This window comes from Calothrix anomala FACHB-343, assembly GCF_014696435.1.
GTDB lineage: Bacteria > Cyanobacteriota > Cyanobacteriia > Cyanobacteriales > Nostocaceae > Aulosira > Aulosira anomala_A.
Map to the genome: position 1 here is coordinate 24,889 of NZ_JACJQG010000081.1, position 17,747 is coordinate 42,635.

Annotated in this window: 9 protein-coding genes; 6 read left to right on the top strand and 3 right to left on the bottom strand. The window is 40.9% G+C overall.

The features are described from left to right. Positions 1–239 precede the first annotated feature (239 nt). From H6G08_RS31790 to H6G08_RS31800, 3 genes are all read right to left on the bottom strand, one after another. Entirely contained in the window at positions 240–1,418 is a 1,179-nt protein-coding gene (locus H6G08_RS31790; protein WP_190550475.1) for a phosphoserine transaminase, read from the bottom strand. A 199-nt stretch (positions 1,419–1,617) separates the two neighbouring features. Continuing rightward, the gene (locus H6G08_RS31795) at positions 1,618–2,742 is read right to left on the bottom strand and encodes a site-2 protease family protein (RefSeq protein WP_190550478.1); all 1,125 of its coding nucleotides are present in this window, start codon (positions 2,740–2,742) and stop codon (positions 1,618–1,620) included. A 163-nt stretch (positions 2,743–2,905) separates the two neighbouring features. Then, entirely contained in the window at positions 2,906–3,829 is a 924-nt protein-coding gene (locus tag H6G08_RS31800; RefSeq protein ID WP_190550483.1) for a phosphodiester glycosidase family protein, read from the bottom strand. 485 nt (positions 3,830–4,314) lie between these two features. On the opposite strand from H6G08_RS31800, the gene H6G08_RS31805 reads away from it, so the two are divergent. The 6 genes from H6G08_RS31805 (at position 4,315) to H6G08_RS31830 (ending at position 17,684) form a co-directional block, all read left to right on the top strand. Then, positions 4,315–4,818 carry a 2TM domain-containing protein gene (locus tag H6G08_RS31805; protein ID WP_190550484.1) on the top strand — a complete coding sequence of 168 codons (504 nt, stop codon included), beginning with the start codon at positions 4,315–4,317 and terminating at the stop codon, positions 4,816–4,818. A 98-nt stretch (positions 4,819–4,916) separates the two neighbouring features. Beyond that, positions 4,917–8,018, top strand: a complete 3,102-nt coding sequence (locus tag H6G08_RS31810; protein ID WP_190550485.1) for a CHAT domain-containing protein — start codon at positions 4,917–4,919, stop codon at positions 8,016–8,018. 1,014 nt (positions 8,019–9,032) lie between these two features. Beyond that, positions 9,033–9,227 carry a hypothetical protein gene (locus H6G08_RS31815; RefSeq protein WP_190550486.1) on the top strand — a complete coding sequence of 65 codons (195 nt, stop codon included), beginning with the start codon at positions 9,033–9,035 and terminating at the stop codon, positions 9,225–9,227. A 21-nt stretch (positions 9,228–9,248) separates the two neighbouring features. Further along, complete coding sequence (locus H6G08_RS31820) at positions 9,249–14,270, top strand: PAS domain S-box protein (protein ID WP_190550487.1); 5,022 nt, start codon at positions 9,249–9,251, stop codon at positions 14,268–14,270. Beyond that, positions 14,257–14,415, top strand: a complete 159-nt coding sequence (locus tag H6G08_RS31825; RefSeq protein WP_190550488.1) for a hypothetical protein — start codon at positions 14,257–14,259, stop codon at positions 14,413–14,415. The genes H6G08_RS31820 and H6G08_RS31825 overlap by 14 nt, the downstream gene beginning before the upstream one ends. A 35-nt stretch (positions 14,416–14,450) precedes the next feature. Further along, positions 14,451–17,684, top strand: coding sequence for a PAS domain S-box protein (locus tag H6G08_RS31830; protein ID WP_190550489.1), 3,234 nt, complete (start codon positions 14,451–14,453; stop codon positions 17,682–17,684). Positions 17,685–17,747: the final 63 nt, after the last annotated feature.

Below are 17,747 nucleotides of genomic sequence, written 5' to 3' on the forward strand. Positions count from 1 at the left end.
TTGTCATTTGTCATTTGTCATTTGTCATTTGTCATTTGTCATTTGTCATTTGTCATTGGTAGGGGGTTCAAATTTATAGGCGTTTTGTAATATATATCAAATCGCAACTCATTCTCCGCGTACCTTTGTGCTTACCTTAGCGATACTTTGCGTTTAAATTTCCATCTCAATCAGCCACGCTTTTAAGAATTTTCGGGGCCGTTGGCTTTGACTTTGCTCAACCAACGCCCCTGAGCATATTAAACTAAAGACATCAATTCAGCTTTAACTGTGCTGTAAGCCCAGTCTAACCAAGGAAGCAATGCTTCGATGTCTGCGGTTTCAACTGTTGCGCCTCCCCAAATGCGCAAACCTGGAGGTGCGGCGCGATAGGGGGCGATATCGTAAGCCACTTTTTCCTTCTCCAGCAACTTAGCTAATTCAGATGCACATTTAGCTTGTGCTTCTGGTGTTTGGCTGGTAAACCAAGAATCGACAATTTTCAAGCAAATTGAGGTACAAGAGCGAGTTTCTGGAGTTTCTGCTAAAAAATCTGCCCAATCGCTACTTTCTACCCATTGCGCGATCGCTTTTAAATTAGCTTCGCTACGATTAATTAAACCGGGAAGTCCGCCAATACTTTCCGCCCAAATTAAACTATCTAAAGCATCTTCCACACACAACATCGATGGGGTGTTGATGGTATCTCCTTTGAAAATACCTTCAATCAGCTTACCTTTTTGGGTCATTCTAAATAACTTAGGTAAAGGCCAAGCTGGTTTATAACTTTCCAAACGTTCCACAGCGCGGGGAGAAAGGACAATTACGCCATGCTGTGCTTCGCCACCTAATACTTTTTGCCAAGAGTAAGTGACAACATCTAATTTACTCCAGGGTATATCCATCGCAAATACTGCGGATGTCGCATCGCAAATAGTTAAGCCTTCGCGATCGTCTTTAATCCAGTCGCCGTTGGGGACGCGCACGCCGGATGTGGTACCATTCCACAAAAAGACAACATCATGACTAAAATCAACAGAGCTTAAATCTGGCAAACTGCCGTAGGGTGCTTTAATCAAGCGAGTATCAGGTAACTTTAACTCATCTGTGACATCTTTCACCCATTCCTGACCGAAACTTTCCCAAGCCAAGATATCTAGGGGTCTGCTTCCCAAAAGCGACCACAAAGCCATTTCTACTGCGCCTGTATCGGAAGCAGGAACGATACCCAAGCGGTAATCAGCCGGAACGCCGAGAATTTTTTTAGAACGTTCAATGACATCGCTGATTTTGGCTTTACCATCTTTGGAACGGTGGGAACGTCCGACACAGGCGTTTTCTAGCTGCGACACAGACCAGCCAGGACGCTTGGAACAAGGGCCAGAGGAGAAGAAAGGACTTGCAGGTTTGCTGGAGGGAGGAGACAAGGGTTTAGACATAGAGAGATACACTCAACGATTATTCTCGTATGAGAAATCTTACTTGATATTACGTGCAGCTAATTAGTTGTCATTAAAATGCATAGATTTTTATATTGAACAATTGACAAATGACCAATGACTAATGACGCGCAAAGCGCAAAAAATTCCCCCAGCTTTGCTGAGGGAGGTTCGAGAAGGAGTATTTGAGGTTGACAGGTTATGCAGGATTTAATTCAGACCTGCGTTGTAGTAGTTGAATAATCGCTGCTTTTTCTAAAATTCCGACGAGTACGCCGTTTTCACGAATTACAGTTAGTGCAGATAATTTTTGCTGTTCCAGTAGCTGAACTACTTCTGTTAACGGTTTGTCAGATTGGACTGTGGTAGATTCAGCAATCGGTCGCATTACTTGTTTAATTTGCGTTTGTGACCATTCTGTTGTGGGGATGGTGCGTAAATCATTGGCAGCGATCGCGCCTACTAATTGTCCGTTATCATCGGTAACTAGGAAGCGATGCCAGCTTTCACCAGTCATAATTCTTTCATCAGCAAATTCTCTCAAGGTGAGATTCGCAGAAACTATCGGGCTATTAGGAGTAACTGCATCTTCGGCTGTTAAACCTGTGAGTTTTTCCTGAACTCTGGCGTATTGTGCTGCATTTCCAGCATTTTGCAACAAGAAGAAACCAATTAACAAGTTCCAAACGTTAGCAAAGCTGCCAACTAATAGTAAGGGAATTAAACCAGAGGCGATCGCAATCCAACCAAATATCTGTCCAACTCGGCTGGCAAATGTGACACCTTTATAAGGATTGCCTGTGATTTTCCAAACTAAAGCTTTCAGTATATTCCCGCCATCTAAAGGTAAGCCAGGAATTAAGTTAAATAGCGCTAAAGCTAAGTTAACCGCAGCTATCACACCAAGAATCGCGGCGGCTGGCCCTGTGGCGGCGGTCGCATAACCAACTACTGTAGTTACAGCAAATATCAGTATACTAACCAACGGCCCCGCGATCGCTACCCAAAAAGCCTCACCAGGAGTTTCTGATTCCTTTTCTAAGCTAGCTAAACCACCAAAGATAAATAAGGTGATGGATTTGACATCAATTCCTTGACGCAGGGCGACGAAGCTATGTCCTAATTCGTGGGCGACGACAGAGGCGAATAACAACAGCGCTGTCATCAATCCTAAGATTAAAGCTAGCCCCCCAGATAATTGGGGAAATTGTCCCATCAGTCCGCTACTATAAGTCCAAGTTACTAAACCCAGAACTAAAAACCATGATGGATGGATATAAAAGGGAATCCCGAAGAGATTACCAACGCGAATTGTTCCATTCATGTCGTTCACCTTTGATTTGAGCCAATCTCGAGAAAATCTCTCTTAACAGTCAACCGTCAACCGTCAACAGTCAACGTTATTTTTCTCGATGTCTTTAGTGTAACGAAATGTAAATTTATTTTAATCTTTCTCGCAGTAGAGGTGTCCGTCCTTTAAAGTGCGGTTATTTCGATGTAGAGGTTTTAACATCTACTGGCAAAGCATAAAAACCCAAGTGATTGCTAACCGGACGTTCCCGCATCGGTATTCTGGTATGAATGGGAGCATTTAATACCTGAGATTTATTCATTTTATCCATAACTAAAGTTACAGAACCGCCACCATCTAAATTAACTGCATTATCTGCACCTAAAGCGATCGCAGTTTGCGCCAACTCAGTCAAAGTTAAACCTTCACTATAAAAAGGCTGTTTACCATCGACAGCAATTAACCAAAGTTTATTACCCTCTCGGTTGATTGCAGCTGCTAACCGGGGATAAGGTTTATTTTCCGAAATTTGCGCAGTCACAGTCTTACCACCAGCAACGAACATTTCTTGCCCAGCAATTCCCTGAATAGTATCTTGAGGACATTTACCATTAGCGATAATTTGCGCCAGATTATTTTTACCAAAGCAAATCACCGCCTTATCCGATTGTGATTGAGAATAGCGCAGTCCATTAGAAATAGATTCCCCTAAAGGACGAGTAGGATCGCCGCTATGGGGATAGTAATCCCAAGGAGTTTTTTCATAAAACTGGTGAAAGTAACTACCATTTACCGCCAATTGCAGCTGAAATTCTTGGAGAAATGCCGAAGTAGTGCGGGCGAAGGTTTTTCTTCTCCCTTTATGGGGATTTCCCGGCGTGACGAAAGGTTTAATCCCCGGTGCTGTTAAATCAACCGTGACAATATGCATTGTCACAGGGCGCGGTTGGGAAATAGCCCGACGCTGATAAACAATACCTTGAAACAATACCTGCTGTTCATCAGTGCGGGATGGGCGAAACAGACACAAAAATCCGTAGAAAAGTGCGGGTGATAATAATAAAGTGGCAACAGCCGCAATTAACAAGCGACGGATGTAAACTCGGTAGCGATTTTGCATAGATTTATTGTTTACGTCAACTTACTTATTTGCGCACCCTTACTAAGTAATTATGACGAAAATAGCGATCGCTAACCCAAATATATCGCCCAACCCGGTTACCGCAAGGAACTGAAGTTCCTTGCTAATAACCAAAGTCATCTAAAGATGACTAAATATCTTTAAAATCTTGAGTCTACTGAAGTAAACTTTGATTATTAGCCCTTCGACTCCGCTCAGGGTGGGTGACAAAGCCGTTACAGGCGAAAAGATAAATTCCTACCACCGACAATAGCTAGATTTGTTAATCTAGAAATAATGAAAATAGTAGTAATGATGCTGGCATAGCTGGATAACTCCTACTAAGCAGTATAGGCTAGAAACCCTAACAAATGACCAATGACCAATGACCAATGACCAATGACTAATGACAGCCCTTGCTAACTATATTTAATTGCACCACCCTACTTAAATAATTATTAAAACTGATACTCAGAGTAAGAACTATGACAGCATTTGAACCAAACAGTATCCGTTCTTATAGCCAAGAAGATGTACAGCAAATTTTGCAATTAGCGATCGCTAGTCATGCGGAAAATATAAATAGAGAATTTTCTTACAATGAGTTGCTAGAAATCGCTGGAGAGTTAGAAATATCACCAGATATTCTCAAATTAGCAGAACGAGATTGGCGATCGCAACAAAGCGAAGTCCAACGTCGGCAAGTCTTTAATCTCTACCGTCAAGGCAGATTAAAAAAGCGGTTGGGAAATTACGCCATTGTCAACGTTTTCTTTATCTTAGTAGATTTACTGAGCGGTGGCGGTCTTACTTGGTCGCGATATATTCTATTATTTTGCGGCTTCCTCGTAGGCTTAGATATCTGGAATACCTTACTTATTAAAGGCGAAGAATACGAAAAAGCCTTCCAACGCTGGAACCGCAACCATCAAATTAAACAAACAATCAGTTCAGTGGTGAATAAATGCGTTAAAGCATTACAGGCTTAAATAATATTTTTTAATTTAATCATCAAACTTTGTTAAAATTTTCCTGACCTAGAGGGTTGCGAGAGTTATCCTAAGTAGTTACATATAAAATTTTACTCATGTTACTACGTTTAATTACTATTAGCGCCCTCCTAACATTATTTGCACCATCCTTACTCTTTCATAATTCAGCATCAGTTATTGCCCAAGCACCAACGCCAACGGCTGAGGAAAAAATTACCGAAGCGATTACCTTAAATAGTAATGGCGAAGGAATGGTATATAAAGATTTAGTTGGTTTAGGGGATTTGCAAGCTGGGTTAGAAATGTTCCAGCAAGCGTTGGCGATTTTCAAAAAATACAATGCAAAAGCAGGGGAAGCTAACGCCCTTACCAATATCGGCTATGTTTATCTGCGTCAGGGTAAATATTCTCAAGCGCTGGAGTTTTTGCAACAATCTTTAGCTATCCGTAAACAAGCACGAGATACCCAGAATGAATGGATACCTTTGTCCTATATAGGAGAAGTATATACCAATTTAGGTCAATATCCCCAGGCAGTTGAAGCTTATCAATCAACTTTAACTATTCTCAAACAACTGCAAGCTGCTAACCCTAAAGATTCCAGTTATCCTACAAGTCAACGCATTCTGCTGGCGGATACTGGGGCTGTATATTTTAGGATGGGTCAATATCAAAAGGCTTTAGAACTTTATCAACAAAGTTTAGCAATTTACAACGCTAATAGCGATCGCGCTGGTAGTGCGGAGACTTTAAATAATATTGGTGTTGTTTACATTAATTTGGGTAACTATACTCAAGCGCTAGATGCTTACCAACAAGCTTTAACTCCGATTCAAGACTTTTGTTATCAACAAAAATCGACTTGCTTTTATGGTACAGAAGCAGCAATTTTAAATAATCTTGCAGGCGCTTATTTTAGCTTGGGACAATATCAAAAATCTTTAGAATTAGCGGAGAAATCTGCCAATATTTACAAAAAATTCCGCACTGGGGAATATAAAGGTACAAATAAACAAGATATAAAATTACTCTACGATGCTCTCGGACAAAATCCCCAAGCTTTACAACAAGTTAGCAGTCGCGCGAATGTTGGCGATGCTTTTGGTAAAGATTCGTTTCAATTTCAAGGGGAAGCATTGAACCTGAATAATATCGGGCAAATTTATTTTAGCCAAGGTAAGAATGAACAAGCACTGAGGCTATATCAACAGGCTTTAGCTATTTATCAAGAAAATAAATATCCCCAAGGAATTGCTGTCACCTTAAATAATATTGGGCGAGTTTACGCTAGTACCGGGAAATATAACCAAGCTATCGAGTCAAATCAGCAAGCTTTGACTAATTATAAAACAGTAGGCGATCGCACTGGCGAAGGTGTCACCCTTAGCAATATCGGACAAATTTACCAGCAGCAACAGCAGTATGAAAAAGCTACCAGCTTATATCAGCAAGCTTTAGCTATACACCGGGAAGTGAGCGATAAAGTCAGCGAAGCTGCTACACTGAAGTATTTAGGGGATGTGTTAGCCCAACAAAATCAACCACAATTAGCGATCGCATTCTACAAACAATCAGTTAATCTTACCGAAACTATCCGCCAAAATTTGCGCGTTGTTCCTACAGATATTCAAAAATCCTATACAGAAACAGTCTCGGAAAGGTACCGCCGATTAGCTGATTTATTACTCAAGCAAAACCGTTCAGCTGAAGCGCAACAAGTTTTAGATTTACTGAAAATTCAGGAAGTGCAAGATTTTCTGGGTAATAATCGTGGGAGTAATCAAACAATAACAGCTAATCGTGCTTCTCAGCCAGTACAAAACTTACCCTTAAAACCGCAAGAACAAGAAATATCGCAAAAATATAGCGCCATTCAAGATAAAGTAATTCTCTTAGGTAAAGAACTTACTACTCTCCGCAAAATTAATCCTAAAGAACGCACCTCAACACAAGAAAAGCGCATCGCCGAACTAGTACAACTTGAGCAACAAGCTACCGCCGAATTTAACAAATTTATCAAAAGTCCAGCTGTAGTTGCTTTAACTCAGCAATTATCTACAACATCAAGTCAAGAAAACCTCAGTTTACGCCAACTAAATTCACTGCGGGATAATTTACGCCAGTTAAATAACAAAGCTATTCTCCTTTATCCCTTAGTTTTAGAAGATAGGTTAGAATTAGTCATTGTTACAGCAGACACACCACCGATTCATCGTACAGTAGCCGTAAAAAAACAAGAGTTAGAGCAAACAATTGAAGAATATCGGCAAAAAATCCAAGTACCTCGTAATAATATCAAACAGCCAGCACTTAAATTATATAGCTGGCTAATTCAACCTATAGAAAATGAACTTAAACAAGCCGATGCAAAAACAATTATTTATGCTCCCGATGGACAATTAAGATACGTTCCCTTAGCTGGATTATTTGATGGAAAAGAATGGCTAGCACAAAGATTTGTAGTCAATAACATTACATCTGCAAGTCTCACCAAATTTGACAACAAACCCCCGAAAAATATTAACGTTTTAGCAGCAGCTTTTACCCAAGGCGATTATACAGTCAAACTAGCCAATCGCGCCGAAGTTTTTCAAGGATTACAATTTGCTAAAACTGAAGTAGAAACCTTAGCTAAAACAATTCCTGGAACTAAAATAATCTTAGATAAACTATTTAGTCCAACAGCAACAATTCCCCAAATGAACGATTATAAAATTGTCCATTTGGCAACTCATGGATATTTAGTTAAAGGGAGTCCTGAAGATTCTTTTATTTTATTTGGTGATGGCGAACATGTTACTTTACGGGATATCGAAAATTGGTCTTTACCCAATGTTGATTTAGTCGTTTTAAGTGCTTGTCAAACAGCATTAGGAGAAAAATTAGGCAATGGACAAGAAATTCTTGGTTTAGGATATCAAATTCAACTAACAGGAGCCAAGGCATCTATTGCTTCATTATGGCCTGTATCTGATGGCGGTACACAGGCTTTGATGAATGTATTTTATCAAGAATTAAAATTGGGTAAATTAACAAAAGCCGAAGCCTTACAAAAAGCCCAAATAGCTTTAATATCCGGTAATTATTCAGCAAATAAGCAAAATAAAAGTAATAGTCAGTTAATTGCTAATGCTACCAATGAATTTAGTCATCCCTTCTATTGGGCACCTTTTATTTTAATTGGTAATGGGCTGTGAAATTTTCATCATGAGTTGAAAAAATTTTTTGAACCTAATACAAGAAGGTATTTGATGTTGGGTTGCGTTTTTCAACCTAGAGTAAATCATCCCAATTTAAATAGTTTTTGCGGTATATCAATATATTTTATACCAATTCACTATGATGATGCACTTAATATTTATTTAATGAACCGCCAAGACGAGGCAGTGCGTTGGGCGGCTTTGCCGACTTGAAGCAACTGCCGTGCCAAGTACGCCAAGAGAAAAGAAGCAAGTATTAAGTGCAAGTTTACAGAGAATTGGTATTAGAGGGCATGGCAGTGCCCATTGGTGTAAACTTAAATTCAAACGCTTACCCCACAAGCTTTTTACCCCTCCCCTAACCCCTCCCCGTAAACGGGGAGGGGAAGTTTTGGCTTTAGACAAAACTGGGGTGGGGTAACGCGGATCTGGATGGTAGAAGATTTGAGGTAAAATCAAGTCCTGATGAGGGTTTCACGTTACAGCTATTTTCAGGTAAATAGACCACACTGTAGGGGCACGGCATAGACAATCTTTTGGCACATACAATAATTTTACTGGTGCCGTGCCCCTACTACGACAGATGTGGTTCAAATAGGTGAAAACTGCTGTAAGTTGACACCAATGTGCCATGCCCTTACCATCTGTCGCATTCTTTTTTTAAATTGGTATAGCTGTAGCCAGATAGATTAAGACATCAAGCTAAAATAAAACCCTGGCAATAAAAGGTTTTTAAGTCTGTCAACAGTCAACAGTCAACAGTCAACCGTCAACAGTCAACCGTCAACCGTCAACCGTCAACAATCGCTTCAGGAATATTTTTTACTTGTAAGTCCCCAAAACAACCTACTATTGATGACGAATGCGGAAATAATTACCTATATTAATTAATAATTTATACCTTGTCATTTAGTAGAAAAACTGAGGTTGACTTGCTGTATTTCTTTCGGAAAACAAACAATAAGAACTTGCCAGAGAAAAACATTAGAGTCATTATATATACATGAAATTATGCACTTACCTAATTTAGGTAGGAAAAATCAATGTGATAAAAATGTCTTTCAATTTAATAATGAACAAGATAAACTAAAAAATCTCCCCTTAGTAGGATTTCATGAAGATGTGATGCTGATAATGCATATGAGAAGCGATCGCTCTAGCTGCATTGAAATCACAGATAAGACAAGTAAAGCAATTTACCTGTAATTTAGATAGACACTATCATGTATGGCAACGTCCCATTACTCAATCTTGATTCTGGAGGATTCACCAGAGAATCGCTCAATATACCGCAAGTACTTAAATCAGGATTTACTTGCTACATATAATGTAATCGAGGCTGAGTCAGGAATAGCAGCATGGGCACAGCTGAGACAAAACCAGCCAGACTTAATTTTGCTTAACGAACAACTACCGGATATAGGTGGTTTAGAATTTTTGCAGCAGTTACGGGAGCAATTTGATGACTCTCAAATTCCCGCGATTATTTTAGCAGATTTGGCAAATGAGGCGATCGCATCTGGCGCAACACAATATCTAGCTTCAGAATTTTTAGAAAAAAGTCAACTCACCAGTGCAAAGCTGTGTCAAACGCTGCATTTCACATTGGAAAAAACCCATCTTAAACAGCAACTAAAAGTTCAAGCCCAACAACAACAGTTTTTAGCCAGAACCTTACAGCGCATCCATCAATGTTTACAGTTAGAGGAACTTCTCACAACAACCGTTAACGAGTTACGAGAATTTCTCCAAGTCGATCGGGTGTTATTGTGTCAATTAAACGCTTCAATCAAAGACACCGTCATATCCGACTCTATATTACCACAGTCGCAAAGCGGCCTCAACAATCAAATTCAAGATATTTGCTGGCAAGAACATCAGCGAATAGCTAATACTAACAGTGACATTTGGGCAATTCCTGATATTCAGGCTGCTGAACTAACAGCTTGTCATCTGGAATTGTTAGAGAAATTTCATGTTAAAGCTCATTTGGTGGTGCCGATTTTACTGAAGTATGAAAGCAATGGCGATTTCTCTCCAGTCTTGTGGGGATTATTGATTGTTCACCATTGCCGCGCAACTCGTCAATGGCAGACACATGAACTCGATTTACTCACACAATTATCTGTGCATTTAGCTGTAGCTATTCAACAGGCACAGATGTATGAAAATGTGCAAAATTTGAACTCTGTGGGGCTAATTCCTGAAGAGCGAGAGATGAATGAGAAAAAGCGCCTAGAAAAGGAACGTCAAGAAGCATTAGCCGCCCTCAAAGCCTCGGAAGCTGAACTGCGAGGGTTGTTTAATGCAATGGTTGATGTAATTTTGGTAGTAGATAAACAAGGGCGTTATCTGAAAATAGCGCCTACTGGTGCGGATAAGCTTTACCTCCCCCCTGAAGAATTAATTGGGAAAACAGCCCATGAAATTTTACCCCATCACCTTGCAGAGCAGTTTGTCAGTTTGATTGGAGAAACTCTAGCTACACAAGCAACAAAAGAATGCGAATACAGCTTACATATTGGTAATCAAGATCTGTGGTTTCATGCTAAAGTTTCACCAATTTCCGCAGAAACAGTAATTTGGGCTGCAAGAGATATCACCGCAGCCAAACGCCACGAAATTATTCAGAAAAATGCCGAACAAGCACTGCAAGAAAATCAAATTCTCTTGCGCGTGATTATGGATAGCTTACCCATGTCTATCTTTTGGAAAGATCAGAACTATCGTTACTTGGGTTGCAATCGTCAGTTTTTGATAGATGCGGGACTAACTTCAACAGCAGAAATTTTTGGTAAAACAGATTTTGAGATGGTTTGGCAAGAACAAGCCCCAATTTATCAAGCCGACGATCGCCTTGTCATGGAATCTCGTCAGCCAAAGTTTAATATTGAAGAACCAATTACCAAAAGCGGTAATCTTCACAGGTGGTTACGCACCAATAAAGTCCCACTACACAGGCCTGATGGAGAAATTATCGGCATTTTAGGTAGCTATGAAGATATTACAGAACGCAAGGCAATTGAGCAAGCTTTACAAGAAAGCGAACGCCGTTACGCCACCCTAGCCGCATCCGCACCTGTAGGTATTTTCCGCACCGATGCTCAAGGAAATTGTCTGTATGTTAACCATGTCTGGTGTGAAAATACGGGTTTGACTCCTCAACAAGCAGCAGGCCAAGGATGGGCTGTAGCTTTACACCCAGAAGACCGAGATATAGTTGCAGCCCAATGGCATCATCTCATCCAAACAGAGGAAACTTTTAGCCTAGAATATCGGTTTTTGCGCCCGGATGGCTTGGAAAATTGGGTATTTGGGCAAGCTGTTCCCGAAAAAAACCCCGACGGCACTGTCATCGGTTATATCGGTACAATTACTAATATAAATCGTAGCAAAAAAGCCGAAGCGGCTTTACGGCACAGTCAAAACCTTTACCGCACTCTGGTAGATAACTTTCCCAATGGCGCATTTGTGCTGTACGATCGCGACTTGCGATACGTGCTAGTAGGAGGCTTAGAACTAGCGCGAGCAGGTTTTAACAAGTCAGACATGGAAGGAAAAACGGTGTGGGAAATCTTTCCACCAGAAACATGCGAAATTATCGCACCCATGTTATACAAAGCACTGGCTGGTGAAACAGTAATTGCCGAAGTTCCTTATCAAGAGTCTCTGTATTTAACCCATTATATACCCGTGCGCGACGAACAGGGTAATGTGATTGCAGGTATCCTGATGACGCAAAACATCACCGAACGCAAACAAGCCGAGAATGCTCTGCGAGATAGTGAAGAGAAATTTCGCCAATTTGCAGAAAATAGTCACCAAGTCATGTTATTGCGGCAGATTGACTCTGGCGAGTTACTGTATGTCAACCCCATCTATGAGGAAGTCTGGGGACGAAGTTGTGACAGTTTGTTAGCTAGTCCTAACTCTTGGCAGGATGCGCTGCACCCAGATGATGTTCCCCGGATTGAAGCAACCTATCAAGCCACGGCGGGACAGGGATTTTTCAGTGAAGAGTACCGGATTATTCGTCCTGATGGCTCAATTCGCTGGATTTGGGGTCGATGTTTCCCAATTCAAGATAGAACAGGGAAAATTTACCGCATTGGTGCTATAGCCGAAGATATTACCAAGCGCAAACAAACAGAACAAGAACGCGATCGCCTACTACAAATTTTAGCATTACAAAATCAAACTTTAGAGCAAGAAGTTGCCCGACGCACCGCCGAATTACAACAAAGTGAAAACCGCTTCCGCAATCTGGTAGAAACATCTAGTGATTGGGTATGGGAAGTGAATGAATCGGGCGTTTATACCTATGTGAGTCCGCAAATTATTAATATTTTGGGATATTATCCAGAGGAAGTTTTAGGTAAAACTCCCTTTGATTTAATGCCACCTCAAGAAGCCGAAAGAGTCTTGAACGAGTTTATGAAATTTGTCTCAGTGCAAGCTCCCTTTCAATGCTTAGAAAATACTAATTGTCATAAAGATGGCAGATTAATTATTTTAGAAACCAGCGCTGTACCCATTTTTGATGCCGATGGACAATTTCGCGGTTATCGCGGTATGGATCGGGATATCACAGCCCGCAAACGCTCGCAAGCTCAGTTACAGGAAGCAGAAATTCAATTACGTAACTTATCAGATCGCCTAAAATTAGCAGTTACATCTGCCAAAATTGGGATATGGGATTGGGATTTGCTCAACGATTCCATACTTTGGGATGAGCGAATGTATGAACTTTTTGGTGTTTCCCCTGAGAATTTTGATATCAGTCAGGGAGCTGAGGCAAAACTGGAACAGCTGTTTCATCCTGATGATACAGTTGCCCTCAAAACTACTATTCAACAGGTAATTGCTGGAGATGGAGAACTAGAGACGGAGGTTAGAATTATCTTAGCCGATGGTAAAATTCGCACTCTCAAAGCCTATGGGCTGGTGCAACGCGATTCTCAAGGGCAAATCCAAAGGCTAATCGGTATTGCCTATGATATTAGCGAGCGCAAATTAGCAGAAATCCAACTACAACAAACCAATCAACAACTAGCAACTTCTAATGCAGAACTTGCTCGCGCTACTCGGCTCAAAGATGAATTTCTCGCTACCATGAGTCACGAACTCCGCACCCCTCTGAATGCAATTCTTGGCTTATCGGAAGCATTACAGGAAGAAGTATTTGGCGTGATCAACGATAAACAAAGACGGAGTTTGCAAACCATTGAACGCAGTGGTAAGCATTTATTAGAATTAATCAACGATATCCTCGATTTATCGAAAATTGAAGCCGGTCAACTAGAGTTACACTATACCCAAATAGCTATCAGTCCCCTATGCCAAGCAAGTTTGACATTTATTAAACAGCAAGCCTTACAAAAACGCATTCAACTGGAAGTAAATATTCAACCCCATTTACCAAAGTTAATGGTAGATGAACGCCGAATTCGCCAAGTTTTGATTAATTTACTCAATAATGCCGTAAAATTTACCCCAGAAGGCGGGCGCATTACCTTAGAAGTTACCCATCAAAAATTGGCGCAAGCAGCAGAGATGACATCAGCGCAAAATTTTATTCGCATTGCTGTCATTGATACAGGTATTGGCATCGCGCCCAAAAACCTCAATAAATTATTTCAACCTTTTATCCAAATTGATAGTGCGTTAAATCGTCAATATAACGGTACTGGTTTAGGGTTAGTTCTCGTTAAGCGACTGGTGGAAATACATGGCGGTAAAGTAGGAGTTAGCAGCGAACCTGGTATAGGTAGTTGCTTTAGCGTTGATTTACCCTGTGGCAATATCTCTGAGGTAGCTGATTCAGTGCAATCGCTATCATCCGAGCTAAATTCTACCCTCATCGCTACAGCAAAAGATTCACCCCTAATATTGCTAGCAGAAGATAACGAAGCTAATATTTTGACCTTCTCTGGTTATTTAGAAGCGGTAGGTTACCGCCTGATTTTAGCAAAAACCGGTCAAGAAGCGATCGCCCTAAGCAAAAGCCAATCCCCCAATTTAATTTTAATGGATATACAAATGCCAGGAGTTGATGGCTTAGAAGCAATTAAACAAATTCGTGCAGATTCTCACTGTGTAAATATTCCTATCATTGCCTTGACAGCCTTAGCTATGCCTGGCGATCGAGAACAATGTTTAGCTGGTGGTGCTAACGAATATCTCTGCAAACCAGTCAAACTCCAGCAACTTGCAGCCCTGATTCAACAGCTTTTAGATGCAAGTAATTAAGAAGTCAACCGTCAACCGTCAACCGTCAACCGTCAACCGTCAACCGTCAACCGTCAACCGTCAACAGTCAACAGTCAACCGTCAACAGTCAACAGTCAACCGTCAACCGTCAACAGCTATATCAGGGACAAAATCGGACAGGTAAGTATAATTAAGTATCACTAGCTGTCAATCTCATCTATGGCAATTTCTCATTACACAATTTTGCTTTTGGAGAATTCACCAGAAGATAGATCCCTTTACTGCCGTTACTTAAATCAGGATCTACTTGCCACTTATAATATAGTTGAGATTGATACGGTAATAGCAGCGAGAAAATACTTAGCCCAAAACCAACCAGACTTAATAATTTTAGACTATCAACTGCCAGATATGGATGGTTTGGCATTTCTTGAGCAGTTGCAGTGGCAATATGAGAGTTTGCCAGTGCCAGTAATTATGTTAACAGGGCAGGGAGATGAAGCGATCGCGGCTCAAGCTATCAAGTTGGGTGCGGCAGAATATTTAGCTAAAGATAAACTCACATGTACGGAATTTTGCCAAACGGTGCATTCCACATTAGAGAAAACCCTTCTGCAGCAGCAAATCAAAATACAAGAGCAACAACAACTATTATTAGCCAGAATTTTGCTGCGAATTCGCCAGTTTCTCGGTTTACAAGCAATTCTCTCCATAGCCGTGCAAGAGGTAAGAGAACTTCTCAAAGCAGATAGAGCGATCGTCTACCAATTTGACTCGCAAATGAATGGTACAATTGTTGCCGAGTCAGTACTACCACTATGGAAAGCTGCCCTTAACTCTCAAATTCAAGACATTTGCTTTAGCGAAAATCAGGGCGTAGCTTATTTAGGTGGCAAAATTCGGGCAATTGCAGATATTTACAATGCGGGATTAACAGACTGTCATATTCACTTACTAGAACAATTTGGGGTGAAGGCGAATCTAGTTGTACCCATTTTGATGCACCGTCAAAATCTAGGAGAAGTCAGAGAATCAAATACTCAGGTACTGTGGGGATTGCTGATAGCTCATCAGTGCAGCACAACTCGCGAATGGCAGAAACATGAACTCAGTATCCTCGAACAACTATCTATACATTTAGCTGTAGCGATTCAACAAGCAGAACTATATGAAAATTTGCAAATTCTCAATAAATCTTTAGAAGAGAAAGTACAAGTACGAAGCCAGGAATTGCAAGCTAGCGATCGCCGATTCCAGGCAATTTTTAATAATAGTTTTCAGTTTACCGGACTGCTGACAACTGAGGGAATTTTACTCGAAGCCAACCAAACAGCTTTAAACTTTGGCGGTATTAAACGAGAAGAGATTATTAATCAACCTTTTTGGGAAGCTTACTGGTGGAAAATTTCCCCAGCAACTCAGCAAAGATTAAAACAAGCGATCGCACTGGCTGCCCAAGGTGAATTTATCCGCTATGAAGTAGATATATTAGGTGCTGGGGAGCAAATAACCACCATAGACTTTTCTCTACGTCCCCTCAAGGATGAATCGGGAAAAGTAGTGATGCTAATTCCTGAAGGACGGGATATTTCCGCACGCAAACAAGCAGAAGCCACCTTGCAACTCCAAGCCCAAATTCTCAATGAAATTCATGATGCGGTAGTTTCTACAGATATCAATGGCATCATTCAAACTTGGAATCAAGGTGCAGCGAAACTTTTTGGTTATACAACAACTGAAGTTATAGGGCAGCCAGTTAGTTTACTTTACTTTCCTGAAGATTTAGAGCAACTGTCAACACAGGTAATGGAGCCGCTATTCCAAAATGGCACTCATGCAACTGAGGTGCGAAATCGCACTAAAACAGGAGAAGAGATATATATTAACTTGCGGCTTTCAGTCATGCGAGACAACCAAGGTAACATCATTCGCCTACTCGGTTGTTCTCATAATATTAGCGAACGCAAAAAGGTAGAAAAAGCCCTGCAGGAAAGTCAAATTCTTTTACAAGTTGTCATGGATAGCTTACCAATAGCTATCTTTTGGAAAGATAAAAACTGCCGTTACTTAGGCTGCAATCGCCAGTTACTTTTAGATGCGGGGCTAACTTCCACAGCAGAAATTATTGGCAAAACAGATTTTGATATGGTTTGGCGAGAGCAAGCTGCACTGTATCAAGCAGACGATCGCCTAGTCATGGCATCTGGTCAACCTAAGTTTAATATTGAAGAACCATTTACCAAATCTGGCAACCTTCACAGGTGGTTGCGCACTAACAAAATACCATTACATAACTCTGATGATGAGATTATCGCCATCGTCGCTAGCTATGAAGATATTACAGAACGCAAGGAAATTGAGCAGGCTTTACAACAAAGCGAACGCCGCTATGCAACCCTAGCAGCATCAGCCCCCGTGGGCATTTATCGCACCGACATTGCGGGAAATTGCTTGTATGTCAACGAACACTGGTGTGAAATCACCGGTTTGACGCTTGCAGAAGCTGTAGCGGATGGCTGGAAACAAGCTCTGCACTCAGAAGATTGCGAGCTCGTCATAGCCCAATGGCAGCACCTAGTCCAAACAGGCGAAACTTTTGGTTTAGAATATCGGTTTGTTCGCCCGGATGGCGTGGAAACCTGGGTATTTGGGCAAGCTGTTCCCGAAAAGCATCCAGATGGAACATTCATCGGTTATGTGGGCACAATTACGAATATTAATCGCAGAAAACAAGCAGAACAAGAACGCGATCGCTTATTACAAGTTTTAGCATTACAAAATCAGACTTTAGAAGCCCAAGTTGCCCAACGCACAGCTGACTTAAAACAAAGCAAAGAACGCTTCCAAAATTTAGTAGAAACATCTAGTGATTGGGTGTGGGAAGTGAATGAAGCGAGCGTTTATACTTATGTGAGTCCGCAAATTATTCAGATATTAGGATATGCCCCAGAGGAAGTTTTAGGCAAAACTCCCTTTGATTTAATGCCACCTCAAGAAGCAGAAAGAGTCTTGAACGAGTTAAGGAAATTCGTCTCACAGAAAGCTCCCTTTCAATGCTTAGAAAATATTAACCGCCATAAAGATGGAAGATTAATTACTTTAGAAACAAATGCTGTGCCAATTTTTGATGTAAATAAACAATTTCGCGGCTATCGCGGTATGGCTCGTGATATTACTGTCCGCAAACAAGCACAAGAACAACTGCGCAGCCTGTCAGATCGCTTAAATTTGGCAGTGAAATCGGCACAAATTGGCATTTGGGACTTAGATTTGCTCAACGACTCCCTAGTTTGGGATGAGCGGATGTATGAACTGTTTGGTGTCTCCCCCACGAACTTTGATTTGAGTCAGGGCGCTTGGGAAAAATTTTCCCAGCTGCTCCATCCTGAAGATAGAGTTAGCATCCGTGCAGAAATGTTGAATCTCGATACAAAACTTTACATATTTGGTTAGAGTAATTCTAAAAAGCCTAAAATAGTCAACATAACATCATCTCCTCAAGCCAATGAACATAAC

Bases quoted from the DNA above. Each gene is read 5' to 3' on its own strand.
- H6G08_RS31790 (WP_190550475.1), bottom strand. From the start codon at position 1,418: ATGTCTAAACCCTTGTCTCCTCCCTCCAGCAAACCTGCAAGTCCTTTC.
- H6G08_RS31795 (WP_190550478.1), bottom strand. From the start codon at position 2,742: ATGAATGGAACAATTCGCGTTGGTAATCTCTTCGGGATTCCCTTTTAT.
- H6G08_RS31825 (WP_190550488.1), top strand. From the start codon at position 14,257: ATGCAAGTAATTAAGAAGTCAACCGTCAACCGTCAACCGTCAACCGTC.
- H6G08_RS31820 (WP_190550487.1), top strand. From the start codon at position 9,249: ATGGCAACGTCCCATTACTCAATCTTGATTCTGGAGGATTCACCAGAG.
- H6G08_RS31815 (WP_190550486.1), top strand. From the start codon at position 9,033: ATGCACTTACCTAATTTAGGTAGGAAAAATCAATGTGATAAAAATGTC.
- H6G08_RS31805 (WP_190550484.1), top strand. From the start codon at position 4,315: ATGACAGCATTTGAACCAAACAGTATCCGTTCTTATAGCCAAGAAGAT.
- H6G08_RS31800 (WP_190550483.1), bottom strand. From the start codon at position 3,829: ATGCAAAATCGCTACCGAGTTTACATCCGTCGCTTGTTAATTGCGGCT.
- H6G08_RS31810 (WP_190550485.1), top strand. From the start codon at position 4,917: ATGTTACTACGTTTAATTACTATTAGCGCCCTCCTAACATTATTTGCA.
- H6G08_RS31830 (WP_190550489.1), top strand. From the start codon at position 14,451: ATGGCAATTTCTCATTACACAATTTTGCTTTTGGAGAATTCACCAGAA.